The 23,916-nt window shown below is 68.1% G+C and carries 19 protein-coding genes; 9 read left to right on the forward strand and 10 right to left on the reverse strand.

All coding sequences use genetic code 11. The annotated features are described in order from the left end of the window. Positions 1-81 precede the first annotated feature (81 nt). Positions 82-2,454 (reverse strand): GGDEF domain-containing protein, encoded by a 2,373-nt coding sequence (locus ABNK63_RS08415; protein ID WP_350017163.1) that lies wholly within the window; start codon positions 2,452-2,454, stop codon positions 82-84. A gap of 851 nt (positions 2,455-3,305) precedes the next feature. Between ABNK63_RS08415 and ABNK63_RS08420 the strand changes: the two genes are divergently transcribed. Further along, positions 3,306-4,274 (forward strand): helix-turn-helix domain-containing protein, encoded by a 969-nt coding sequence (locus ABNK63_RS08420; protein ID WP_007808790.1) that lies wholly within the window; start codon positions 3,306-3,308, stop codon positions 4,272-4,274. 34 nt (positions 4,275-4,308) lie between these two features. Here the strand turns inward: ABNK63_RS08420 and ABNK63_RS08425 are convergent, their stop codons facing one another. The 4 genes from ABNK63_RS08425 to ABNK63_RS08440 form a co-directional block, all read right to left on the reverse strand. Beyond that, positions 4,309-4,686 carry a response regulator gene (locus ABNK63_RS08425; protein ID WP_007808791.1) on the reverse strand — a complete coding sequence of 126 codons (378 nt, stop codon included), beginning with the start codon at positions 4,684-4,686 and terminating at the stop codon, positions 4,309-4,311. 86 nt (positions 4,687-4,772) lie between these two features. Then, positions 4,773-5,960 (reverse strand): cation:proton antiporter, encoded by a 1,188-nt coding sequence (locus ABNK63_RS08430; protein WP_007808793.1) that lies wholly within the window; start codon positions 5,958-5,960, stop codon positions 4,773-4,775. A 77-nt stretch (positions 5,961-6,037) separates the two neighbouring features. Then, the gene (gene nhaD / locus ABNK63_RS08435) at positions 6,038-7,429 is read right to left on the reverse strand and encodes a sodium:proton antiporter NhaD (protein WP_007808794.1); all 1,392 of its coding nucleotides are present in this window, start codon (positions 7,427-7,429) and stop codon (positions 6,038-6,040) included. Between the two features lie 83 nt (positions 7,430-7,512). Next, a complete protein-coding gene (locus tag ABNK63_RS08440; RefSeq protein WP_238530945.1) occupies positions 7,513-8,931 on the reverse strand; it encodes an MFS transporter in 1,419 nt (472 codons plus the stop codon). A 240-nt stretch (positions 8,932-9,171) separates the two neighbouring features. Here ABNK63_RS08440 and rnk point away from each other — a divergent pair, with 240 nt between their 5' ends. The 3 genes from rnk to epmA all read left to right on the forward strand — a co-directional run bounded on the left by rnk (position 9,172) and on the right by epmA (position 13,155). Then, positions 9,172-9,579, forward strand: coding sequence for a nucleoside diphosphate kinase regulator (gene rnk, locus ABNK63_RS08445; RefSeq protein WP_007808798.1), 408 nt, complete (start codon positions 9,172-9,174; stop codon positions 9,577-9,579). Between the two features lie 208 nt (positions 9,580-9,787). Then, complete coding sequence (gene ligA / locus ABNK63_RS08450) at positions 9,788-12,199, forward strand: NAD-dependent DNA ligase LigA (RefSeq protein ID WP_350017164.1); 2,412 nt, start codon at positions 9,788-9,790, stop codon at positions 12,197-12,199. Beyond that, a complete protein-coding gene (gene epmA, locus ABNK63_RS08455; RefSeq protein WP_350017165.1) occupies positions 12,199-13,155 on the forward strand; it encodes an EF-P lysine aminoacylase EpmA in 957 nt (318 codons plus the stop codon). Before ligA ends, epmA begins: the two co-directional genes overlap by 1 nt. 57 nt (positions 13,156-13,212) lie before the next feature. On the opposite strand, the gene ABNK63_RS08460 is transcribed toward epmA, so the two are convergent. Then, complete coding sequence (locus tag ABNK63_RS08460; protein WP_238530946.1) at positions 13,213-14,466, reverse strand: DUF4785 domain-containing protein; 1,254 nt, start codon at positions 14,464-14,466, stop codon at positions 13,213-13,215. Positions 14,467-14,471: 5 nt separating this feature from the next. Next, positions 14,472-15,311, reverse strand: a complete 840-nt coding sequence (locus ABNK63_RS08465; RefSeq protein ID WP_007808812.1) for a hypothetical protein — start codon at positions 15,309-15,311, stop codon at positions 14,472-14,474. Positions 15,312-15,606: 295 nt separating this feature from the next. Between ABNK63_RS08465 and ABNK63_RS08470 the strand changes: the two genes are divergently transcribed. Next, positions 15,607-16,893, forward strand: coding sequence for an MFS transporter (locus tag ABNK63_RS08470; protein ID WP_350017199.1), 1,287 nt, complete (start codon positions 15,607-15,609; stop codon positions 16,891-16,893). On the opposite strand, the gene ABNK63_RS08475 is transcribed toward ABNK63_RS08470, so the two are convergent. After that, positions 16,890-17,576: a DUF2461 domain-containing protein gene (locus ABNK63_RS08475; RefSeq protein ID WP_204111263.1), complete on the reverse strand. Its 687-nt coding sequence runs from the start codon at positions 17,574-17,576 to the stop codon at positions 16,890-16,892. The two genes, ABNK63_RS08470 and ABNK63_RS08475, sit on opposite strands and share 4 nt — an antisense overlap. A gap of 67 nt (positions 17,577-17,643) precedes the next feature. Further along, the gene (gene sbcB, locus ABNK63_RS08480) at positions 17,644-19,089 is read right to left on the reverse strand and encodes an exodeoxyribonuclease I (protein WP_350017166.1); all 1,446 of its coding nucleotides are present in this window, start codon (positions 19,087-19,089) and stop codon (positions 17,644-17,646) included. An 83-nt stretch (positions 19,090-19,172) separates the two neighbouring features. Here sbcB and orn point away from each other — a divergent pair, with 83 nt between their 5' ends. The 4 genes from orn to ABNK63_RS08500 all read left to right on the forward strand — a co-directional run bounded on the left by orn (position 19,173) and on the right by ABNK63_RS08500 (position 23,127). Further along, positions 19,173-19,739, forward strand: a complete 567-nt coding sequence (gene orn / locus ABNK63_RS08485; RefSeq protein WP_007808821.1) for an oligoribonuclease — start codon at positions 19,173-19,175, stop codon at positions 19,737-19,739. 32 nt (positions 19,740-19,771) lie between these two features. Further along, positions 19,772-20,686: a dihydropteroate synthase gene (gene folP, locus ABNK63_RS08490; protein WP_350017167.1), complete on the forward strand. Its 915-nt coding sequence runs from the start codon at positions 19,772-19,774 to the stop codon at positions 20,684-20,686. Positions 20,687-20,742: 56 nt separating this feature from the next. After that, the gene (gene glmM / locus ABNK63_RS08495) at positions 20,743-22,095 is read left to right on the forward strand and encodes a phosphoglucosamine mutase (protein ID WP_350017168.1); all 1,353 of its coding nucleotides are present in this window, start codon (positions 20,743-20,745) and stop codon (positions 22,093-22,095) included. Positions 22,096-22,194: 99 nt separating this feature from the next. Continuing rightward, positions 22,195-23,127, forward strand: coding sequence for a 2-oxoglutarate and iron-dependent oxygenase domain-containing protein (locus ABNK63_RS08500; RefSeq protein ID WP_007808828.1), 933 nt, complete (start codon positions 22,195-22,197; stop codon positions 23,125-23,127). Positions 23,128-23,228: 101 nt separating this feature from the next. On the opposite strand, the gene ABNK63_RS08505 is transcribed toward ABNK63_RS08500, so the two are convergent. Beyond that, entirely contained in the window at positions 23,229-23,900 is a 672-nt protein-coding gene (locus ABNK63_RS08505) for a DUF6445 family protein (RefSeq protein ID WP_007808829.1), read from the reverse strand. Positions 23,901-23,916 lie beyond the last annotated feature (16 nt).

Genomic DNA, 23,916 nt, shown 5'->3' on the forward strand with positions numbered 1-23,916 from the left:
ACTTCCCCGGTGTGATCGCAAGCGCCGAGCCTAGGCGCTCCGTTGTCCGGGTGCAATCGTCCGCCGTCACGCGCCAGACGATCAGCCGGCGATGGCCGTCTGCGCCACTGGTGTCACCTCGTCCATCATGGCTGCCGGCCTGCCCAGCAGATAGCCCTGGCCCAGCGGGCATCCCATGTCGGCCAGGGCGTTGCACTGCCCGATGGTCTCGATGCCCTCGGCGATGACCTGGATGTCCATCGAACGGGCCAGCGCGATGACGGCGGCGATGATGCAGGCGCTGCCACGGGCGGCCGGCCTGCCCAGGCCGTCCACGAAGACGCGGTCGACCTTCAGCATGCGCAACGGCAGACGCTGCAGGTATTGCAGCGACGAATAGCCGGTGCCGAAATCATCCAGCGCCGCACCCACGCCCGCGGCGTGCAGCCGCAGCAGCATTGCCTGCACGTGGTCGGGGTTTTCCAGCAGGGCTTCCTCGGTGAGTTCGGCAACCACCCGCGAGGCAGGCAGCTTCACGCTGGCCAGCAGGTCGAGCAGGCGCCGGTCGAAATCGTCCGAGCCCAGATGCGCCGCCGACACGTTGAAGGTGAGGAAGCCGTCGGCGGGCCCGTGCTGGGCGAACGTGCGGAAGCTGCGCTCGAACATCTGCCAGTCGATCGCCTCCAGCAGCCGGCAGTGCCGCGCGGCCTTGAGGAAATCGACCGGCTCGATCACGCCATGGCCGGGCCGGCGCCAGCGGATCAGTGCCTCGTAGCCGGCGATGCCGTTGTCGTGCAGGCGGCGGATCGGCTGGAACCAGGGTTCGAAGCGCCGCTCGCGCAGTGCCTCGCGCAGGTCGGTCTCCAGCGTCAGCTGCTCGACGACCTCGCTGGCCATCACCGGCTCGAACACCGCGATGCGCGGAACGTCGGCGGATGCCGCGCGATGCAGGGCGATGTCGGCATCGCGCAATACCTGCTCCAGCGTGCCGTAACCGGCGTCGCACAGCAGCACGCCAATGCGGGCGGACAGGTGCAGCTCGCGGCCGGCCACGGTGATTGGCTGTCCGATGCAATCGCTCATCCGCCGGGCGATGCGCATGGCCTCCCGTGTGCCGGCGATCTGCGGGATCAGCACGGCGAATTCGTCAGCGGCCAGGCGGGCGACCAGGCCGGGCCGGTTGCCCAGGCATTCGGTGAGGCGCGTGGCGACCTGTTGCAGGACCTCATCGCCGGTGAAATGGCCAAGACCCTCGTTGATGCCGGCAAAGCGATCCAGGTTCAGCTGCAGCAGCACGGCGGGGCTGGCGGGATCGCGGCGCAGCGCGTCGAGCAGGCGTTCGATGTGCTCATGCAGGCAGCGCGGATTGGCCAGGCCGGTGAGGGCGTCGTGGCTCTGTTCGTGGGCAAGCTGCTGCTGCACCCGGGTGCGCTCGCCGACTTCCTTGTGCAGGGCACGGCTGCGCTGCGCCACGCGATCCTGCAGCGTCCGGTTGGCCTCCGCCAGCGCCAGCGTCTGCCGTTGTTCCTCGCGGTTCTGCCCGGCCTCGCGGTGCCGCTCGATCACGCAGCGGATATGGGTGGCCACGAACTCCAGCAGCACCAGGTCCTCGTTGGAGTAGCTGCTGTCCGGCTGCCGGCTGCGCACCACGACGGCGCCGTGGATCTCGCCCTGGTGCAGCATCGGCACGCCCATCCACTGGGTGTCGTCGAGCTCCATCACCAGCGGCCCGGAGACCTGCTTGCCCAGTTGCGCCGGCGTTCCCAGCAGCGCCTTGCCATCGTGGAGCAGATGCCACAGCGGCGAGCCGCCGATCGATGCCAGCGACACTTCGTGGCCGGAGGCCGCCAGCGGCGGCAGGCTGCGCGGGTCGGAGGTGTAGACGAAGCGGAGCAGTTCGCGACGGGGCCGGTAGTCCACCACGCAGAAATGCTCGGTGCGGAGCAGGGAGCCCAGCACCGTGTGGATCTCGCGCAGGATGGCGCGGATGTCGCGGCCGCAACCGGCCAGGTCGGCGATGGTGAACAGGGCGCGGTGCAGCCGCTCGGAATACTCCAGCGGAGGCGGCGCACTGTGCTGCTCGATCCAGCCCAGCAGGATGCCCAGTCGACGCCCCGCCAGTTGCAGCAGTGGCTCCAGTTCGGTGATCAGGGCGGTGGCGTCGACGCCGCCGTGCAGGTCGAGCAGGAGCAGGATCGGTCGTGGTCGCTCGCACAGCCGGAAGGCCAGCGCGCCAATGGCCGGCACGCGTTGCGGAATGCCCGACGCCGCCACGCCGCGCAGCCAGCCCGCGGCACGGCCACGGGCCTGATCGAAGCCGTTGCCGAGTTCCCACAGCACGCGGGCGCTGGCGCATTCGGCATAGGCTTCGGCCAGCTCGACAATCATGGCCGCGATGTCCACCGGTCGCGTGGCGGTGTCCAGCTGGTCCAGCCAGCGTGCCTGCGGCGATTCGTTTGCCAGGGTGCAGTTCATCGGACTTTCCATGGTCTGAGAAACACGCTTGAACTCGATGGCGGTCGCGGCGGCGGGAATGTCGTCGCGGCGTGAAGAAGTGCCGCGTCCCGGCGCGCCATGAGGCCGCCTGCCGCTTCCGGCCGGTCTGGCCCGCGTGCCACGGGCACGCGTCATTTCATCTCGCACTGTCATTTCATGTCGCCGGCAAGGTCAGAAACTGCTCAGTTGCGACAGTTGTCGCGTCACCGGTCAGGTCATCGGGCCGGCCTCGCGCGGAAGCGTTCATTCGCCCTGCGCGTGGAGGTGACACGGTGTTCGGGTGGCGATCCGCTCCTTCGGATGTTTGCCGATGTCGTCTGGACGTCCACACGAAGACGCCACGCGTGAGGTGTCGCAGAGGAGGGCGAACACCCGCCTCGCCATCGGGTTCGCGACGACATGTCGTCACGGATGCGCCGCCGGCCGGATGGACAGAGTCGGTGCACCGCGCACCGCATCCGGCCGGGGACGCAGACTTGAATGACCGGGCTTCCCCCAGTGCGCAGCGCAGGCGCGTCGCCACAGCGGATTCCCACATCTGCATTCTAGGCAGGGCGATGTCGAGGCACGCGACGTTTCATTCGCGCACTCGCGACGTTTCGTCTCCAGCTGGCGGCTTTACCCGTCGCCCTACTGGACACGTTCCGGTGCCGATGGCATCCATGACGACGGTGAGGAGGACTTCGCGGGAAGACCGTCTTGCGTGATGGAAGCCGTCGCTCCGACCTGCATCGCCGCATGGCGGGGCGTCCTGGCGAAGTGCGCTGGCATGGTCTGTGCGTGGCCTCAAGACTTCCCGCAGGGGAGGACTCGACCTCAGGAGGAGTTCGATGGATACGCCCGTTCCAGCGAAGGGCCGGCAAACCGCGTTGCCGTGCAGAACCTTCAGCACTGCACTGATCGAGCCGCGCCTGCGCTCGCGGGCCTACGCGCGCTGGATCGCGCCGCTGGCCGAGGTGCAGCCCGATGACGACGAGCCGATGGATGCCTCGATCGTCGTGTTCGAGCTGGGCTCGCTGCGGGTGGCGCAGTCGAGCGCGAGCCCGGCCCGGTACCGGCGCGACGCCGCGCTGATCGCCCGCAGTCCGCTGAGCCAGTGCGTGCTGCTGCGCCTGCTGCTGAGCGGGTCGGCCCGGGGCAGCTTCGGCAAGCGCGGCACGGTCGAGTTGCGCATGGGCGACATCTACCTGAACGACCTGGCGCAGCCGGCCGAACTGTGGGAAGCCGGTTGCGCGCACCTCAACCTGCTGCTCAGGCACAAGGCGATCGACCAGGCACACTCGCCGCTGCATGGTCGGGTGCTGCGCAAGGATCACCTGCCGTGCCGGATGCTGACCCAGCACCTGCTGCATCTGCTGGGGACGCTGCCCGGGATCGAGGCCAGCCACGCCGGCAAGGCCGCCAGCGCCACGCTGGCGGTGGTGCGCGGCTGCCTGCGTGCCGAATCGCGCCAGCGCGACCGCCCGCAATGGGCGGAGACGCTGCACGTGCGCATCCGCGAACACATCGAGGCCCAGCTGGGCGACCACGAACTGAGCGCGGCCGTGCTGCAGCGCCGGTTCCACGTGTCACGGGCGCAGCTGTACCGGATGTTCGCCGACAGCGGCGGCGTGCAGCATTACATCCGCGACCGGCGGGTGGAGGCGGTGCACCGGGATCTTCGCGAGCAGCCGGAACGGAACATCTCCGATCTCGCCTTCAGCCACGGCTTCTCCAGCGAGCGGCAGTTCCAGCGCGCCTTTCGTGCACGCTACGGCCGCACGGCGAGTGAGGTGCGCGAACGCCTGCAGTTGTTCTGAGCCGTCCGCTGCCCGCCGACGGGCTCGACCTGCTTCAGCGCCGCCCGACCTTGCCCAGCGCCAGCCCGATCGCCGCCAGCAGCTCGGCCGCGCCGAACGGCTTGCGCAGGAACACGCCGCGATCGGGAATGTCGTGCACGTGGACTTCGGTGTCGGCCGTGATCACCACGATGGCCACCTCGTCGTTGTGCCTGATCGCCTCATGGCAGATGTCGATGCCGGAGACGTTGCCGGCCAGGATCACGTCCGCGACGACCACGTCGACATGCGCCTGGCGCAGGTGGCTCATCGCACCGGCAGAGCCCAGCGCGCGGATGCTCTGCAGGCCATCGGCGGCCGAAAGCAGCAAGTCGATGGATTCCAGCACCATGTTGTCGTCGTCGACGATGAGGACGGTCTTGTTCGTATCCACGCGGTGCTACCCCTGTTCGCTGCCGGCAGCGCCCAGCATAGGACGACTCCGCCTGCCGCGGGTGGATTGTCCTGGCGGGCCGAGGGTCACCCGGTTGCCTCGCCGGGGTTGCCGCGGCGGAGCAGCCAGGCCAGCACCGGCGGCGTGACCATCGCGGTGAGCAGGGACATGGCCACGACGACGGCGTAGATGCGATCGCTGAACACGCCCGCGGCCAGGCCCAGGCTGGCGATCACCACACCCACCTCGCCGCGCGGCACCATGCCGAAGCCGATGATGGTGGCGCTGCGCCGGCCCAGCGACAGCGAGCCCAGGAAACCGCCCAGCAACTTCGACACGATCGCGATCGCGGTGGCGACCAGCAGCATCAGCAGCGCATCCACGCTGGCCAGTTCGGCCAGGTTGACCTTGGCGCCGGTGACCACGAAAAAGAACGGCGTGAGGAAGGACAGCAGCGGCAGGGTCTGGTGTTCCAGCTCCTTTCGCTGGCGGGTTTCCGAGGCGATCATGCCGGCCAGGAACGCGCCGATGATCGCGGCCAGGCCGAAGCGCGTGGACAGCCACGCCAGGCCCAGGCAGATCGCCAGCACCACGCTCAATGCCGAGTGCGGACTGATCGGCGCCTCCAGCCAGCCCGAGCGACGGCGCATCACCTGCGAGCCACCCCAGCCGATGATCGCCACGAACCCGATCGCGCCGGCCAGGGTCAGCAGCAGCGATTGCAGGTCCAGCGAGCCGCCGCCCTGCAGCGAGGACACCACGCCGAGCAGCAGCATCGCCAGGATGTCGTCGATCACGGCGGCGCCCAGGATCACCCGGCTCTCGATGCGCTGGAGCACGCCCAGTTGCTGCAGCACCCGCGCCGTGATGCCGGCCGAGGTGGCGACGAAGGCGGCCGCCACGAACATCGACTTGATCCATTCGAAACCTTCGCCGTGCGCCCACAGCGCGCCGGCGACGAAGGGAATGATCACGCCGAGCACGCCGACCAGCAGGGCGCTCTTGCCGACCTTTTTCAGATCGTCCAGCCGCGTTTCCAGGCCCACCGAAAACAGCAGCAGCACCACGCCGATCTCGGCCAGCACGTCCAGCGGCGTGCCGGGCAGGATCTGCTCCGGGCTCAGCCAGCCCAGCAGCGAGGGTCCGATCACGCAGCCGGCGGCGATCTCGCCGACCACCCCGGGCAGCTTTATCCGCTGGGCGATTTCCGCGCCGATCTGGGCCGCGACGAAGATGACGAACAGGGTGAGCAGGATGTCGGCGGCGTGGTGCATGGATCATCGTTCCGTCGGGCAAGCACTCAATGGTACAAGGCCGCCGTCGATGATGTTCTGCGCGACGCGCCCCGCGATCAGCCGAACACGAACCGGGCCAGCCACAGGTGCAGGGCGATGCTGGCGGCGTAGCCCAGCGCGATCGCCCAGCTCCAGCGCAGGTGGCTCATGAAGGTGTACTGGCCCCGCGCGGCGCCCATCAGCGCCACGCCCGCCGCCGAGCCGACCGACAGCAGGCTGCCGCCCACGCCGGCAGTCAGCGTGATCAGCAGCCATTGCGAGGCGTCCATCGGCGGGTTCATCTTGATCACCGCGAACATGATCGGGATGTTGTCGACCACCGAGGAGAGCACGCCCATCGCGGCGTTCGCCGTGGTCGGGCCGAGGTTGCCATAGAGCTTGGTCGAGGCCAGCTCCAGGTAGCCCAGCGCAGCCAGCCCCCCGACGCAGGCGAACACGCCATAGAAGAACAGCAGCGTGTCCCACTCGGCATTGGCGATGATGCGGAAGATCGAATAGCCCTGTTCCTCGGCGCCATGCGCCAGCGCGTAGTGGCGCTGGCGATAGTCGATGCGGCTGGCCAGCAGGTTCAGCAGGGCCAGGCCGGTCAGCATGCCGTAGGCGGCGGGCATGCCCAGCCACTGGCGGCCGATCACGGTGATCGCGATGGTCAAGGCGAAGGTGAGGCAGATGCTGATGCCGCCATGCTTGATCCGGCCGTGACTTTCGGTGCTCGCCGGCCGGCCCTTCGGCAGCGCGACAAACATGATCAGTGCCGGCACCAGCCAGTTCACGACGGCCGGGAAGAACAGCCGGAAGAAGTCGAAGAACTGCGCCTTGTTCGCCTGCCACACCATCAGCGTGGTGATGTCGCCGAACGCGCTCCAGGCGCCGCCGGCGTTCGCCGCCACCACCAGGTTGATCATCGCCAGCGTGATGAAACGCGCATTGCCGGCGCCCACCGCCAGGATCACCGCCGACATCACCAGCGCGGTGGTCAGGTTGTCCAGCACCGGCGAAATCAGGAAGGCCAGCAGGCCGGTGATCCAGAACAGGCTGCGATAGCTGAAGCCGTAGCGGATCAGTTGCGAGCGCAAGGCCTCGAACACGCCGCGCTCGCCCATCGCCGTCACGTAGGTCATCGCCACGACCAGGAAGAAGAAGATCTCCGCGTACTCGAGGAACATCGCCTCGAACGCTTCGCGAGTGAGGTTGGCATCGGTGCCGGTGCCGCCGTTGTGCCAGGAGATCATGCCCCAGATCAGCGCAGCGGCCAGCATCACCGGCTTGGACTTGGCGATGTGGATGCGCTCTTCGAGGATCACCGCCATGTAGGCCAGCACGAACAGCGCCAGCGCCACCCAGCCGATCGGGTGCGCCACCAGCTGGAAGTTCACTCCGGCACCGGTTTCGGTCGCCATCAGCGGCGTGCTGGCGGAGAGGAGCGCCAGGGCGGCAAACCATCGCATGGAAGATCCTTGGGGCAAGAGCGTGACGTCGGTTGGCAGGAAGGGTAGCAGCCGCTGGTCGAGGCCGGCACCAAGTGTCGCGGTCAGTCCGACGGCGCGGCGAGGTCGGGCCGGCGCTCCGGGCGCAGCCGGCTGAACACCCGGCTCGCCCCCGCGGTGACCAGCGCCAGCAGCAGCACCGTCCAGCGGAACGCCATCACGTAGTTTTCGTGCGCGTGCCCGGTGAGCATGAACTCCATCAGCAGCGTGGCCAGCGCAATGCCGAAACTCATCGCCAGGTACTGCACGGTGGAAGCCATCGAGGAGGCCATCGAGGCGTGCCGGATGTCCAGGTCGACATAGATCAGCGTGTTCATCGTGGTGTACTGCAGGCCGGCGAATGCGCCGTAGGCGAAGGTCAGCACGGCGATCAGCCACACCGGCGTGGCGGGGCCGAGCAGCGCGAACGTCGCCAGCAGGGCCGCCACGATCAGCGTGTTGCCGAGCAGCAGGCGGCGATAGCCGTAGTGCACCAGCGCCCGGTTGACCGCCCACTTCGCCATGATCGAACCCAGTGCCTGCGGCACCATCATCAGGCCGGCCGCCAGCGGCGACCAGCCGCAGCCGACCTGCAGGAACAACACCAGCAACAGGAACATGCCCGAAATGCCCAGCCGGGTGAACAGCCCGCCGGCGAGCGCCACCGACACGCTGCGCACGCGCAGCAGGGCCAGGTCGGCCACCGGATGCTCGGTGCGCCGGCTGTGCCACAGATAGATCGCGCCCAGCAGCAGGGCGGCGAGCGCGCACAGGCCCATGCGCGACCACGGCACCGGGGTTGCGCCGGCCAGCTCGGAGGCGGTCAGCAGCAATGCCGAGGCCGCGCCGAACAGCAGGAAGCCGAGCAGGTCGAAGCGGTTGGCGTGATCGAGCCGGTACTCCGGCATGTCGCGCCGGTTCATCCACACGCCGGCGATCGCCACCGGCACGTTGATCAGGAAGATCAGCCGCCACGAGGTGAACTCCACCAGCGCGCCGCCCAGCAGCGGACCGAGCACCGAGCCGAGCAGGCCGAAGGTCGCCACCGTGCTCATCGCCCGCACGAACTCGCCCCGGTCGATGCTGCGCACCAGTACATAACGCCCCACCGGCATCAGCGAGGCGCCACCCACGCCCTGCAGCACGCGGGCCGCCACCAGTTGCGGCAGTGTCTGCGCGATACCGCACAGCAACGAGCCCAGGCCGAACACGATGATCGCCGCACCAAACACGCGGCGGGTGCCGAAGCGGTCGCACAGCCACGGGCTGGCGGGAATCAGGATGGCCAGGGTCAGCACGTAGCTGGTCAGCGCCGTACGCATGCCCAGCGGCGTGACCTTCAGTGCCTCGGCCATCGCCGGCACCGCGGTGTTGACCACGGTGGAATCGAGCGCCTGCATGAAGAAGGCTGCGGCAACCAGCCACAGCAGGCCGCGGTAGCGTTCACGCGAGGTCGGCCCGTCGGCCTCGACGGCGCCGGCCAGCGGGTCGGGCGCGGAAAGCGGGGCGACGTCAGGAACCACGGGGCTTCGAACAGGCATGGCCGGCCATCATAGCGGCCCCGGCGGCTTGATTTCTGCTGCCACTGTCATCACAGTGAACCTTGTTTCATCTGCCGGTCATGCCCATACAGGTATCACGGCCTTATCAACCACACGCGCCGGGGCGGCTTCGTTCCGGCGTGTGCTTTTGCGCGGCAGGAGCCGCGAGCATCAGGAAAAGCCATGAGCAAGCCACCGATCACTGTTTCCCGCATCGACATGGAGCGCATCGAAGCGCTGCTGGAGCGCCTGCCGACGGCGGAGGCCGACAAGCTGGACGCGCTGCGCGCGGAGCTGGATCGTGCCGAGGTGGTCGAGCCGTCGGCGATGCCCGACCACGTCGTGACGATGAACTCGACCGTCACCTTCGAGGACGAAAGCAACGGCGAGCAGCTGACCCTGACCCTGGTCTATCCGGCGTCGGCCGGCACGGCCGGCACCGTGTCGATCCTGGCTCCCGTGGGCAGCGCCCTGCTCGGACTGGCGCGCGACCAGCAGATCGACTGGCCCACCCCGGACGGCCGCAAGCGTCGCCTGAAAGTGCTGGAGATCACCTACCAGCCCGAGGCCGCCGGACACTTCCACCGCTGAGAGGTTGAGATTTTCCAACCTCTCAGGTCGGCCAGGCACGGCCTGACCGCGGATCTGTCACGCACGTGACTGATTCGCGTGAGCACGTCCGGGCGCGTACCGGACGTGCGATAGAAGAAAACCACAGGAAGTGGTTTTCTTCACAAGCGCCCAAGCCGCATCGCGCGCCGGTGTCGTTAAACTGCGGGGTGATCCGAAGGAGACCCGCATGACCGAACGCCCGGTTCCCGCCGACATCGTTGCCCGCAGCGCCGCGCTGCGGGCGCAGATCGAGCAGGCCAACTATCGCTACCACGTGCTCGACGACGCGGACATCACCGACGCCGAGTACGACCGCCGGATGCGCGAGCTGGAAGCGCTGGAGGCGGAATGGCCCGAGCTGGCCACCGCCGATTCGCCGACCCGCAAGGTGGGCGCGCGGGCCAGCGGCGGCTTTGCCGAAGTGCGGCATGCCTTGCCGATGCTTTCGCTGGGCAATGCGTTCGAGCAGGAAGGCGAGAACGAGCGCGAGCGTTTCCGCGAAATCGCCGACTTCGAACGACGGATCGAGCACACGCTCGAGCGCAGGACACCGGTGTTCTCGGTGGAGCCCAAACTCGACGGCCTGGCGATCAGCCTGCGCTACGAGGACGGCGTGTTCGTGCAGGGCGCCACCCGCGGCGACGGCGAGACCGGCGAGGATGTCACCGCGAACCTGCGCACCGTGCGGGCGATCCCGCTGAAGTTGCGCGGTTCCGGCTGGCCTGCCGTGCTGGAAGTGCGCGGCGAAGTGATCATGCTGCGCAAGGATTTCGAGGCGTTCAACGACTACGCCCGCAAGCACGACGAAAAGCCGCTGGCCAATCCGCGCAACGGCGCGGCCGGTTCGCTGCGCCAGCTCGATCCGGCGATCACCGCGAAGCGGCGCCTCAGCTTCTTCGCCTACGCGATCGGCGTGGTCGAGGGCGGCGAACTGCCGCCGACCCATTCGGCCACCCTGCAACAACTGCGCGAGTGGGGCTTTCCGGTCTCGCCGGAAGTGGATGTGGCGCGCGGCTTCGATGGCCTGATCGCCTATTTCCGCCGCATCGGCGCGAAGCGCGACAGCCTGCCTTACGACATCGACGGCGTGGTCTACAAGCTGGACGACTACGCCGGCCAGCGCGAGATGGGCTTCGTCTCGCGCGCGCCGCGCTGGGCCATCGCGCACAAGTTTCCGGCGCAGGAACAGACCACCCGCCTGCTCGACATCGAGATCCAGATCGGCCGCACCGGCGCCGCCACCCCGCGCGCGCGGATGGAGCCGGTGCAGGTCGGCGGCGTCACCGTGACCTACGCCACCTTGCACAACGCCGACCAGGTGGCGCGCCTGGATGCCCGCGTGGGCGACACCGTGATCGTGCGCCGCGCCGGCGATGTGATTCCCGAAGTGGTGCGCGTGGTGGAGGACCTGCGGCCGCAAGGCACGCAGCCGTGGACCATGCCCACGCGGTGCCCGATCTGCGATTCCGCGCTGATCCGCGAGGAGGGCGCGGCGGCCTGGCGCTGTTCCGGCGGACTGATCTGCGCCGCGCAACGCAAGGAGGCGCTGATCCATTTCGCCTCGCGTCGCGCGATGGACATCGAGGGCCTGGGCGAGCGCTTTGCCGAGGCGCTGGTGGAACTCGACCTGGTGCACACGCCGGCCGACCTGTACGGCATGGACGTGGACGCCTTCGTCGACATGAAGCGGCGCATCGACGAGCGCAAGCCTGCCCCAGCGGAAGCTGGGGGCACCACGCCGGAAACGGTGAAGGCCGGCAAGGTGGCGACGAAGTGGGCGGAGAACCTGGTCGCCGGCATCGCGGCCAGCAAGCACACCACGCTGGCCCGCTTCCTCTACGCGCTGGGCATCATGCACATCGGCGAAAGCACGGCGAAGACCCTGGCCGCGTGGCTGGGTCGACTCGAATTCGTGCGCAGCACGCCGGCACCGCTGCTGCGCGTGCTGCCGGACATCGGCGAAGAAGTGGCCGCATCGATCGCCGGTTTCTTCGCCCAGGACGGCAACCAGCAGGTGGTCGACCAGCTGCTGGCCGCCGGCATCAGCTTCAGCGACGAGGCCGCGCCATCGCCGCTGCTGCGCGAGCGGCTGAATCTTGGCGTGCTGCTGGACATGGCGAAGATCAGCAAGCTCGGCCCCAAGAGCAGCAAGCTGCTCGCCGAACACTTTCCCACCTTGCAGAAACTGCAGGCGGGCGGGGCGGCGCACTGGATCACCGCCGGCGTGCCGCAGATGGCGGCGAGCGGGCTGGAAGCCTTCCTGGCCGATCCGGCGGCCCACGCCGAACTGCAGGGCGCCGAGGCGGCGATGCAGCGCCTGCTGGAGGCGATGCCCGCCGCCGCCGAAGTGACCCAGGCGCCGCTGGCCGGGCAGACCTTCGTGCTCACCGGCAGCCTGGCGTCGCTCAGTCGCGATCAGGCGAAGGACCGGCTCGAAGCGCTCGGTGCCAAGGTGTCCGGTTCGGTGTCGAAGAAGACCAGCGTGGTTGTGGCCGGCGAGGAAGCGGGCTCCAAGCTCGACAAGGCGAAGGAGCTGGGCGTGCCGGTGTGGGACGAGGCGCAGTTGCTTGCCCTGCTCGACGAGCACGAGCGCGCCTGATGACGATGTCCCCACGCGCCGCGCTGGAACTGCGCGCACGGCTCTACGCGCTGCTGCGCGCGTTCTTCGCCGAGCGCGGTGTGCTGGAAGTGGAAACCCCGATCCTTTCCGCGGCGGGCAATACCGACGCCAACATCGAGAGCTTCAGCAGCACTTTCAGCGGCCACGTCGATGCGGGCGCGCGCGAGCGCTGGTTGCGCACGTCGCCGGAATATCCCTTGAAGCGCTTGCTGGCCGCGGGCATCGGCGACTGCTACGAGCTGGGCCGGGTGTTCCGCAATGGCGAGGCGGGCGGTCAGCACAATCCCGAGTTCACCATGCTGGAGTGGTATCGGGTCGGCTGGGATCACCGGCGGCTGATGAGCGAGACGATCGCGCTGGTGGAAGCGGCGCTGGCGATGCGCGGTCGGCGTGCCGAGGTGGTGGTGACCAGTTACCGGCAGCTGTTCCTCGACGGCCTGGGCATCGATCCCGTCCACGCGTCGATCGACGAACTGCGCGCGCCGCTGGTGGAATTCGGCATCGGCCCGGAGGGGCTGGGGCATGACGACTGGCTCGACCTGCTGATCACCCACAAGCTGCAGCCGATGTTTCCCCGCGATCGCATCACGGTGATCCACGATTACCCGGCGAGCCAGTGCGCGCTGGCGAAGATCCGCCCGGGCGAGCCGCCGCTGGCCGAGCGCTTCGAGCTCTACCTGGGCCGTTACGAACTGGCCAACGGCTACCACGAGCTGAACGATGCGGCCGAACAGCGCGTGCGTTTCGAGCGCGACAACGTCGTGCGTCGCGGGCGCGGCCAGCGTGAGATCCCGCTGGATGAGAACCTGCTGGGCGTACTGGATGCGATGCCTGACTGCGCCGGCGTGGCGCTGGGCGTGGAGCGCCTGCTGATGTGCCTGGCCGACACGGACGCGATTGCCGACGTGCTGGCGTTTCCGTTTTCCGAGGCCTGAGTCGTCGCGAGCCGGCAACCCCGCCGCGTGGCGGGGTTGCCGGTGTTCGTCGCAGTTCTACGGCTGGCTGAAGCGCATCGCCACGGCGCGCCGTTCGAGCAAGCCGACCGCCGGCTGATCCTGCAGGCGCAGGTCGTGCAGTTCGTACGGTGCGCCGATGCCCTGCAGGCTGTGCGGGTCGTAGTGCAGGGTCAGCTGGCCCTTGCCGGCCGGCAGCCAGTTGGCCGACTGGGCGAACGCCGCCGGCACCATCCGGCCGTCGGCACCGCGTCCGTACAGCACGGCCGAGACGGCGTAGCGGCTGGCCGAGACGGCATCCACGCCGAGGCTGATGTCGAGGCCGCGATCGGTGGCGACCGCGGTGCTGGCCAGGCCGCTGAGCCGGGCATCGGGCTGGGCGGCGGCGAACACCGTGGTGGTGTCGCGACGGATCTCGTGCCCGGCGCTGTCGGTGCCTTGCGTGAAGCTGTGCACCTCCCACAGGCCCGGCGTGGTCGGGATGCTGCGCGGACGGACGTCGACGGTGAAGCTGCCGTCGGCCTGGCGACGGAAGCTGAGCGGCGTGGTGCTGCCGTCGGGTGCGCGCAGCAGGCCGCCCACCGAGCTCAGCGGCAAGGCGCGATCGGCGTCACGCAGGACCACCCGTACCTTGACCGCCTCGCCCAGCAGCAGGTCGTCGCGGTTGCCCTGGGCGGTGACGGCGAACGGGCTCTGCGGCTCGAACACATGCACCAGGTAGCGGCCGCGGGCGGAGGCGACCTGCAAGGTGGCCACGCCGCTCCCCAGCTCGGGCTTCAGCCGCATCACCATCGAGGCGGCCGGAACGTCCATGCCGGCGGCGTGCAGCTGGGCGGTGTCGGCGACCTGGCTGCTGGCCGCCGCAGCGCTCAGCGATTGCCGGCCCAGTTGCAGCCGCACGCTGGCCGGGTCCAGCTTGCCGATCGCCTGGTCGCCCGGACTCAATCGGATGATCGCGCCCGGTGCGGTCAGCGGCAGCTTCAGGCCTTGCTGGAGTTCGGTGGCCGACACGTCGCGCCAGTATTCGCGGCTGCTGCGCGAAAACGCTTGCGGCACCGCCTGCAGCGTCGCGTCCTGCGCCAGCGGCCAACTCACGCTGACTGGCCGGCGCTCGACATGCATGCGCGTTGCGGCGGCGGATGTGGCGGTCAGACGGGTGCCGGCGCTGCGTGCCTGCAGGCTGGGCGGAACCATGTCATCAGCTTGCGCCGGCAACAGCGCGTGGGTGGCGGCCATGGCCGGCGCGGCGGCGAAGATCACCAGCAATGCGCTTGCGAGTATCCCTTTCTTCATGGTGATCATCCCCTGATGTCGTTGGCGAGTATGGACGGTAGGCCGAAGCAGGCACGCCGGCTCTGGTTGTGGTTCAGCACGGAGCCGCCGGTGCGCTGCGTGTCGCGGAACCACACGGTGCCGGCCGCCGACGCGCTGGAACATTCGATGAAGCCGTCCGAGCAGCTGCTCAACCAGTTCTGGGTGATCTCCAGCCCCACGCTCTGGGTGTAGCCACCGCAGTAGGCCTGGCTGCTGAACAGTCCCGACACCACGTCCGTGCCCACCACGTCGCGGAACGGCACCGGCAGGCCCGGACGACCGGACGTGCCCAGCAGGTATTGCTGGTTGTAGGTGGCCATCCAGCCGGTCTGCTGCTGGCGCACGGCGTCGGTCTTGTAGCCGAGCAGCCAGCCCAGTGCCGACTCGAACACGTTGCCGGCCATCACCGCATTGGCCAGCGGCGTGCCGGCGCTGGAGGGCGCGATCGCATCGACCTTGACGATGCGGCTGATGATCGCGGGGTAACGCGCATCCCAGGTCGGGTTCGACAGGATCCAGCGCATCACGTTGCCGCCGTTGGAGTGGGTGATCACCACCAGTCGATCGATGTGGCGGTTCTGGATGAAGCTGGTCAACTGGGTGGCCAGGCAACCCGCGGCGCGGTCGTCCCACATGTATTGGTTGAAGTCGCAATTGACGACCAGCAGGTTGTTGCGGTCGGTCAGGCCGTTGCGCACGCCTTCGACCATGTCCGATTGCCAGTAGTCGTTGTACGCATCGGTCTGGTTGCCGGTGCCGTGGACCAGGGCCACGCCGGTGGTGGCTGCCTGCGCCGCGGCGCAGTTCAGGGCCAGTGCCAACATCAAGGTTGTACGTCGCACGTTGATCTCTCCCCATCAAGGCGGCGGAATGCCGCGGGCGGAGCCAACCGGGGTGCAGCCACAGGTACGCCAAACCCCCTGTGTTGCAGGCAGGTCGACTACAGGTGATGTCCAGGACATCGTCAGGACGTGTCGCCAGATCCCCCCAGACCGTGCGGCACGGTATGGACTCTAGCAGCGCCATACGTGCGCGTCTTGACGCAAGTGCACAACCGCCGCAGCGCCGGTGTGCGCTAAGGTTGCGCGCTTTACGCTTGGGGATGCCTGCGTGGTCGAGATGCCTGCCGTTGCTGCCTTGCCCGATCGCGACCGTCTCGACCGGCGCGACGTGAAGACCCTGCTGCTGGCCGCCCTGGGCGGTGCGCTGGAGTTCTACGACTTCGTGGTGTTCGTGTTCTTCGCGATCCCGCTGAGCCAGTTGTTCTTCCCCCACGATACGGCGCCGTGGCTGGCCCAGTTGCAGGTGTTCGGCATCTTTGCCGCGGGTTATCTGGCGCGGCCGCTGGGCGGCATCGTGATGGCGCATTACGGCGACAAGCTGGGGCGCAAGCGCATGTTCACGCTCAGCGTGTTCCTGATGGCGGTGCCCACGCTGGGCATCGGCCTGCTGCCGACCCATGCGCAGATCGGCATGCTGGCGCCGCTGCTGTTGCTGCTGCTGCGCGTGGTGCAGGGCATCGCGGTGGGCGGCGAAGTGCCGGGAGCCTGGGTGTTCGTGGCCGAGCACGTGCCTGCGCGACGGGTGGGCTTCGCCTGCGCCAGCCTCACCTCGGGCCTGACGGTCGGCATCCTGATCGGCTCGCTGGTGGCGGCGACGATCAACAGCCGACTGGCGCCCGCGGCGGTGCTGGACTGGGGCTGGCGCCTGCCGTTCCTGGTCGGCGGCGTATTCGGCTTCTGCGCGGTGTGGCTGCGCCGCTGGCTCAGCGAGACGCCGGTGTTCCAGGCGATGCATGCGCGCAGGGAACTGACCAGCGGCTTGCCGCTGCGGCTCGTGTTCGAACGGCACCTGCCGGGCGTGGCGCTATCGATGCTGGTGACATGGATGCTCACCGCGGCGATCCTGGTGATCGTCCTGATGACGCCGTCGATCGTGCAGTCGGCTTTTCATGTCGCGCCGGCGCGGGCGTTCCTGGGCAACAACCTGGCTTCGTTCGCGCTGGCGCTGGGCTGCCTCGGATACGGCTGGCTGGCCGACCGGTTCGGTTACGCGCGGACGCTGCTGTTCGGCGCGCTCGGCCTGCTGCTGTGCAGCTATGCGCTCTACTTCGACCTGCAGGCCGGTGCCGGGCATTTCCTCGCGCTCTACGCGTTGACCGGACTGGCGGTTGGCGTGGTGGGTGTCGTTCCCGCGCTGATGGTGGCGGCGTTCCCGCCGGCGGTGCGTTTTTCCGGCCTGTCGTTCTCGTATAACATCGCCTATGCGCTGTTCGGCGGCATCACCCCGCCGCTGATCGGCTGGCTGGTGAAGCAGTTCGGCGTGCTGGCGCCGGCGCACTACGTGGCGTTTGCCGCCGTGATCGGGATGATCGTGGCTGCAGGCAGCCGAGGTGACTCCCGCTAGAACTCCAGTTCCTGTGCCGCACACAGATAGTCGACCAGCGGCGCGACGCGCTTGAACGCGGCCACCGTCCACGGCAGCAGTTCGTCGGAACAGGCGAGCTCTTCGCCGAGCGGCATGGTGGCGACGAAATCCTTGCGCTTGAGATCGTCGATCAACTCGTGCGTGGGGTCGTAACCGCGCGGCGGGCGGACCAGCGATTCGCCGCCCAGCTGCAGGTGTTCGCGGAACGCCTTGCTCTGCGTGGCACGTTTCCATGCCGCCGGGTTGTCGACCAGGAATTCGCGGATGTGCTTCAACGCGTCCGGTTCCGGATGCCACAGGCCGCCGCCCGCGAAACAGTCGCCCGGCTCGATGTGCAGGTAGAAGCCCGGCGCCTGGATCTCGTGGCGACGTTCATGGGTGAAGCGCGAGCCCTGCCATGATTTGTACGGCAGCTTGTTGTTCGAGTAGCGGGTGTCGCGATAGATGCGGTAGAGCGAGCCGCCGCTCTTGCGCGGATCGGCGCGGTAGTGGCTGCTGATCTTCGCCAGCGGTGCCTGCAGGTCGGTGATCAGTTGCAGGAACGGCTCGCGCACATGGCGCTCGTAGTCGTCCTTGTGCGCGTGGAACCATTCGCGGTTGTTGTTGTTTCCAAGCGAGCGCAGGAAACGGAATGTGGCGGGGGTGAAATAGCTTCTGGACATGGGGATTCGTCGAGAGGGGAACAGGGCAGGCACTGCCCGCCATCGTGCTGCGGTCAAGGTGTGCGTCTCAGGTATCGCCGAGGCTGTCGGCCAGCTGTTCGCCCCAGGCCTGCAGCTGGTCGAGCAGCCCCAGCCTGTCCTGCGCCTGCGGATCGCCGCGCAGCTCGGCGATGCGGGCGAAGTAGTCGTCCAGGGTCAGTCCGGTCAGCGGCGTGTGCCGGGTCAGTCGGGCCTGGCGGAAGCGCTCCCAGCGGAGGCGTTCGTCGGCATCCAGCGTTTCCGGCCAGTTGCGTGCGCGGTAGCGAAACAGCAGTTCCGGGTAACGCGCGTCGCGAAACGGGAACGGACGGCTGCCCAGTTCCGCCGGCGGCGTGGCGCGCACCTGGGCGAGCAGGCGCTTGTCCGCATCGGGCAGGAAGCCGCCGCCGTACAGGGCCAGCTCGGGATCTTCGGGCGGCGGCAGTTCGGCGGCGCGCTGGAACACCCGGCGCAGCTTTTCGGGCAGGCCCGCGGCGGCGTGCAGCATGTCGCGGTGGGCCTGGCAGCGGGGAAGGTCGAGCTGCAGCCGCGCCAGGTCCACGCCCTGCAGCACCGACAATGGCGCCAGCGCCGGCGCGTGGTTCGCGCGCACGGTGCGCAGCGGAATCCGCTCGACGCCCTCGGGCAGGTCGGCGCGCGGGGTGAAGATGCGGTCGGCGATCTCGTCCTCGTCCAGCGCCAGCCATGCGGCCGGATCGGTCGCCAGGTCGTACACGATCACCTCGCCGGCACGGCTGGGATGGGCGGCCAGCGGCGCGACCACGGTGAGGCAGTGACGGCTGGCCGGATAGCGCGAGGACACGTGCACCAGCGGCGTCATGTTCACCACGTCGAGCAGTTCGAACACCTTCTGCTTGCGCCGCAGCGCGTAGTGCCAGTCCCACAGCCGCGGCTGGCGCACCCGGATCAGCCGGGCCAGGTCGATCAGCGCGTAGACGTCGGACAGCGCGTCATGGGCACGTTCCTGGTTCAGTCCGTTGGCGCGCGCCAGGTGCTCCAGCTTGAAGCTGGGCGAACCGTCCTCGCGCGTTGGCCACACGATGCCCTCGGGGCGCAGCGCCTGGCACATGCGCACCAGGTCGATCAGGTCCCAGCGCGAATTGCCATTCTCCCACTCGCGGCCGTAGGGCTCGTGGAAGTTGCGGTAGAGCATCTGGCGGGTGAACTCGTCGTCGAAGCGCAGCGAGTTGTAGCCCACGCCACAGGTGCCTGGCCGGGCCAACTCTTCATGCACGCGGGCCGCGAAGTCGGCCTCGTTGACGCCGTCCAGTTCGGCCTGTTGCGGCGTGATGCCGGTGATCATGCAGGCGTCCGGGTGCGGCGGCATCTCCCGTGGCGGCTTGCCGTAGAACATCACCGGTTCGCCGATGATTTCCAGTGCCATGCTGGTGCGGATGCCGGCGAACTGCAGCGGCCGGTCCCGGCGCGGGTCGGCGCCGGAGGTTTCGTAGTCATGCCAGAAGAAGGTCTGCATCCGGCGATGATCGCATGGCGCCGGGTCTTGCCGGCATGGCGGGGTCGGCAAGGCTGATAAACTCCCCCGCACAAGGAGAACCCATGAGCCAAGCCCACGAAGAAAACCTGATCTGGATCGATCTGGAGATGACCGGCCTCGACACCGACAACGACTCGATTCTGGAGATCGCCACGGTGGTTACCGACAAGGAACTGAACGTGCTGGCCGACGGGCCGGTGTTCGCGATCCGCCACGAGATCGATCAGCTGGAATCGATGGACAGCTGGAATACCAACCAGCACCACAAGTCCGGCCTGTGGCGGCAGGTGCTGATCTCGGAAACCGACCATGCGATGGCCGAGCAGGCCACCGTGGAATTCCTGCGCGCCTGGGTGCCGCCGGGCAAGTCGCCGATGTGCGGCAACTCGATCTGCCAGGATCGCCGCTTCATGCACCGGCAGATGCCGCGGCTGGAGCGCTACTTCCACTACCGCAATCTGGACGTGTCCACGCTGAAGGAACTGGCGCGGCGCTGGGCGCCGGAAATTGCCAAAGGCGTGGGCAAAGAGTCGGCGCATACGGCGCTGTCCGACATCCGCGATTCCATCGCCGAGCTGCGCCATTACCGCCGGTTCATGGGCGCGCTGGGCGGCAAGGTCGAGGCCTGACCGGTGCGCCGGTTGCTGCATCTGACGAGGCCATGAGCATGTCGAACGACTTGTTTGCCACGGTGCTGGATTGTGCCGGACGCCCGCTGCGGCTGGATCGTGCCAGGGTGGTCGGCATCCTCAACGTCACCCCTGATTCGTTCTCCGACGGTGGCCTGCATGACAGCGTGGAGGCTGCCGTGGCGCATGGCGTGCGCATGGCGGAGGAGGGCGCCGACATGCTGGACGTCGGCGGCCAGTCGACCCGGCCGGGCGCGGCCGAGGTTTCGCTGGCAGAGGAACTGCAGCGGGTGGTGCCGGTCGTCGAACAACTGAGGGCACACACCTCGCTGCCGATCGCCGTCGACACTTCGCGGGCCGAGGTGATGCGCGCCGCGGTCGCTGCCGGCGCCGGCATGATCAACGACGTCTACGCCTTGCGCCGCGATGGCGCGATGGACGCGGTCGCCGAACTGGGCGTGCCGGTGTGCCTGATGCACATGCAGGGCGAGCCGCGCAGCATGCAGGACGAGCCGCATTACGACGACGTGGTCGGCGAGGTGCATCGGTTCCTCACCGACCGGCTGTTCGCCTGCGAGCTGGCCGGCATCGATCGCCGCAAGGTGCTGGTCGATCCCGGTTTCGGCTTCGGCAAGACGCTGGAACACAACCTCGCCCTGCTGGCCGCGCTGGAACAGTTCGCCAACCTGGGCAGTGGCGTCTACGCCGGCTTGTCGCGCAAGTCGATGATCGGCACGCTGACCGGTCGCAGCGTGCCCGGCGAGCGCCAGGCGGGCTCCGTGGCGGCGGCGCTGATCGCCGTTCAGCGCGGAGCGCGCATGGTTCGCGTACATGACGTGGCGGCGACGGTGGACGCGCTGGCGGTATGGCGGGGCGTGCACGCGGTGGACAACGTGCCCCGGCGCAGTGCGCCGCCGGCGGCGCCGCGCTGGCCCGACGACGATTGAATGACGCGCTGGCCAGCCGGCCGCGTTCCCGCAAGACACCCGAGATCCCCACAACGATGAATCAACGCAAATACTTCGGTACCGATGGCATTCGTGGCCTGGTCGGACAATGGCCGATCAGCGCCGACTTCATGCTGCAGCTGGGCCGTGCCGTCGGCAGCGTGCTGACGCGTGAACGGAAGGATCGTCCCAGAGTGCTGATCGGCAAGGACACCCGCATCTCGGGCTACATGTTCGAATCGGCGCTGGAAGCCGGACTGGTGGCGGCAGGTGCCGACGTGGGCCTGCTGGGTCCGATGCCCACGCCGGCGGTGGCCTACCTGACCCGCTCGATGCGTGCCCAGGCCGGCATCGTGATCAGCGCCTCGCATAACCCGCACCACGACAACGGCATCAAGTTCTTTTCGGCCCATGGCGAGAAGCTGTCCGACGAAGTCGAGCTGGCGATCGAGCAGGAGGTCGACGCGGCGTTCGTCACGGTGGCCTCCGAACGACTCGGCAAGGCCCGCCGCATCGACGACGCGGTGTCCCGCTACGCCGAATACTGCAAGACCACGGTGGCGGAGGACTTCAGCCTGCACGGGCTGAAGCTGGTGCTCGACTGCGCCCATGGCGCGACCTACCAGGTGGCGCCCAAGGTGTTCGCCGAACTGGGCGCCGAGGTGATCGCCATCGGCGACAAGCCGGACGGCTTCAACATCAATCGTGATGTCGGCTCGACCCATCCGCAGGCCTTGCAGCAGGCGGTGCTGGCTCATGGTGCCGATCTCGGCATCGCCTTCGATGGCGACGGCGACCGGGTACAGCTGGTCGACCGCCACGGTGTACTCGCGGACGGCGACGACATCCTCTACGTGCTGGCGCGCAGCTGGCACGCGCATGGTGCGCTGAACGGCCCGGTGGTCGGCACCCTGATGAGCAACTATGGCCTGCAGCTGTCGCTGGCCAGACTCGACGTGCCGCTGATTCGGGCCAACGTCGGCGACCGCTACGTGATGCAGCAGTTGCGTCAGCACGAGGGTGTGCTCGGCGGCGAGACGTCCGGCCACATCCTGTGCCTGGATCGGGCCACCACCGGTGACGGCATCGTCGCCGCGCTGGCCGTGCTGGAGGCGTTGGCGCGTTCGGGCGAGGATTTCGCCACAGCGCGGCAGGGACTGCAGAAGATGCCCCAAGTGATGCTGAACGTGCGCGCCGTGGGCGCCCGTCGTTCGCTCGCCAGCGACGAGGTGAAACAGGCTCTGGCCGAAGTGGAGCAGGTGCTGCAGGGGCGCGGTCGCGTGGTGCTGCGCGCTTCGGGCACCGAGCCGCTGGTGCGGGTCACCGTGGAAGGCGCCGACGCGGTGGAAGTGCAGGAGCTGGCAGAGAAGCTCGCGGCAACGGTAAAATCCGCAGCCGAACGCTCGTGAACCTGTAGCAGCACCGGGTCGCCATGGATTGGCCCGACGTGCCCCGCCCCCTGCGGTGGCGGATCATCCGACCGCACGCCCAACCTGGTGACTGCAGCCATGAAGAATGTTCCAACCCTCGACATCCGCCGTTACGACACCGAGCGCGATGCCTTCGTCGCCGAGCTCGGCGCGGCCTATCGCGAATTCGGTTTCTGCTGCATCAGCGGCCACGGCATTCCCCGCGAACTGATCGATGGGTCGTATGACGTGTTCCAGCGCTTCTTCGCGCTGCCCACCGAAACCAAGATGAAGTACCACCTCGCCGGCAGCGGCGGTGCGCGCGGCTACACGCCGTTCAAGGTGGAGACGGCCAAGGACAGCCAGTACGCTGATCTCAAGGAGTTCTGGCACGTCGGCCGCGAGATTCCGCGCGACTCGAAATTCGCCGACGTGATGCCGCCCAACGTGTGGCCCAGCGAAGTGCCGGACTTCAGGCAGTACGGCTACGGCCTGTACGAGGCGCTGGACCAGCTGGGCACGCGCGTATTGCGCGCGCTGGCCCTGCACATCGGCGAAGCGGAAAACTTCTTCGAGGACAAGACCGACGTCGGCAACTCGATCCTGCGGCCGATCCACTATCCGCCGATCACCCAGGACAACATTCCCAACGTGCGCGCCGGTGCGCACGAGGACATCAACTTCATCACCCTGCTGGTCGGCGCCAGCGCCGAGGGTCTGGAAGTGCTGAGTCATGGCGAGTGGCTGCCGATCACCACCGAGGGCGACGCGATCGTGGTTAACATCGGCGACATGCTGCAGCGCCTGAGCAACCACGTGTATCCGTCGACCTCGCACAGGGTGGTCAACCCGCAGAACGAGAATGCGCGCAAGCCGCGTTATTCGGTGCCGTTCTTCCTGCACCCCAATCCGGACGTGGTGCTGGACCCGCTGGACTCCTGCATCACGCCGGACAACCCGCGCCGCTACGACACCTCCATCACCTCGCACGAATACCTGCTGCAGCGACTGCGCGAAATCAAGCTGATCTGATCAGCCTGTTTTCCTGCCGCGCGGGAAAGTGTCACGGGCTCACAGCTTCCTTCCCCCGCCCGCGGGGGAAGGTGGCCGCATGCCGGATGGGGCAGCGATCCTCACGCCATCCAGAAGAACACCGCCGTCATCCGCTTGGTCGCCAGCTCCTGTCCCCAGTACGCACTGGCGCTATGGATCAGGTTGGCCTTGTAGACCAGCAGCCGGTTGTAGCGATGATCCACCCGCACGTCCTCGACAAAGGCATTCGGTTGCACGAAGCGATTGCCCAGGGCTTCGGCAAGATTCCGATGCGGCGGCATCACGATGTTCCCGCCCAGCTGGCCACCGGGCATGCGCTGGCGAAAGAAGCTGGTGCCGCAATGTGCAGGCACGTCGGGATTCAGATAGAGCACCGCCGCGTAGCGGCACAGATTCGTCGAATCGGTGTGCGGCTTGACGGCACCCTCGACCGAACCGACCACCTGCACGCAGTTGTGGTTGAGCCGCAGGCCGGCCTCGGTCTGCTCGACCCAGAGTTTCTTCGCGCCGGTCAACTCGCATACCCGCGCGTCGAGCGCGGCCAGTTCGTCGTCCAGCAGGGCGGGAATCGCCCGCATCCCCGGCCATACCTCGCCGGTGTACGGATAGCCCATTTCCCAGTCGGTCTTGGCCAGGCAGCGCGCGCGCACTTCGGCGGCATTCGGCAACACGTCGTCGACCACCCAGTAATCGCGGCCTTCGACGGGCTTGCGGTAGGGCAGCGGTCGCATCTGGGTGGGGAACAGTGACATGGTGGGAAGCCGGTGG

This window comes from Rhodanobacter sp. IGA1.0, from assembly GCF_040208325.1.
GTDB classification, from domain to species: Bacteria; Pseudomonadota; Gammaproteobacteria; order Xanthomonadales; family Rhodanobacteraceae; genus Rhodanobacter; species Rhodanobacter spathiphylli.

Coding starts and splice junctions, on each gene's coding strand:
- ABNK63_RS08415 (WP_350017163.1), bottom strand. CDS start 2,454: ATGAACTGCACCCTGGCAAACGAATCGCCGCAGGCACGCTGGCTGGAC.
- ABNK63_RS08420 (WP_007808790.1), top strand. CDS start 3,306: ATGGATACGCCCGTTCCAGCGAAGGGCCGGCAAACCGCGTTGCCGTGC.
- ABNK63_RS08430 (WP_007808793.1), bottom strand. CDS start 5,960: ATGCACCACGCCGCCGACATCCTGCTCACCCTGTTCGTCATCTTCGTC.
- nhaD (WP_007808794.1), bottom strand. CDS start 7,429: ATGCGATGGTTTGCCGCCCTGGCGCTCCTCTCCGCCAGCACGCCGCTG.
- rnk (WP_007808798.1), top strand. CDS start 9,172: ATGAGCAAGCCACCGATCACTGTTTCCCGCATCGACATGGAGCGCATC.
- ligA (WP_350017164.1), top strand. CDS start 9,788: ATGACCGAACGCCCGGTTCCCGCCGACATCGTTGCCCGCAGCGCCGCG.
- epmA (WP_350017165.1), top strand. CDS start 12,199: ATGACGATGTCCCCACGCGCCGCGCTGGAACTGCGCGCACGGCTCTAC.
- ABNK63_RS08460 (WP_238530946.1), bottom strand. CDS start 14,466: ATGAAGAAAGGGATACTCGCAAGCGCATTGCTGGTGATCTTCGCCGCC.
- ABNK63_RS08465 (WP_007808812.1), bottom strand. CDS start 15,311: ATGTTGGCACTGGCCCTGAACTGCGCCGCGGCGCAGGCAGCCACCACC.
- ABNK63_RS08470 (WP_350017199.1), top strand. CDS start 15,607: ATGCCTGCCGTTGCTGCCTTGCCCGATCGCGACCGTCTCGACCGGCGC.
- ABNK63_RS08475 (WP_204111263.1), bottom strand. CDS start 17,576: ATGTCCAGAAGCTATTTCACCCCCGCCACATTCCGTTTCCTGCGCTCG.
- sbcB (WP_350017166.1), bottom strand. CDS start 19,089: ATGCAGACCTTCTTCTGGCATGACTACGAAACCTCCGGCGCCGACCCG.
- orn (WP_007808821.1), top strand. CDS start 19,173: ATGAGCCAAGCCCACGAAGAAAACCTGATCTGGATCGATCTGGAGATG.
- folP (WP_350017167.1), top strand. CDS start 19,772: ATGAGCATGTCGAACGACTTGTTTGCCACGGTGCTGGATTGTGCCGGA.
- glmM (WP_350017168.1), top strand. CDS start 20,743: ATGAATCAACGCAAATACTTCGGTACCGATGGCATTCGTGGCCTGGTC.
- ABNK63_RS08500 (WP_007808828.1), top strand. CDS start 22,195: ATGAAGAATGTTCCAACCCTCGACATCCGCCGTTACGACACCGAGCGC.
- ABNK63_RS08505 (WP_007808829.1), bottom strand. CDS start 23,900: ATGTCACTGTTCCCCACCCAGATGCGACCGCTGCCCTACCGCAAGCCC.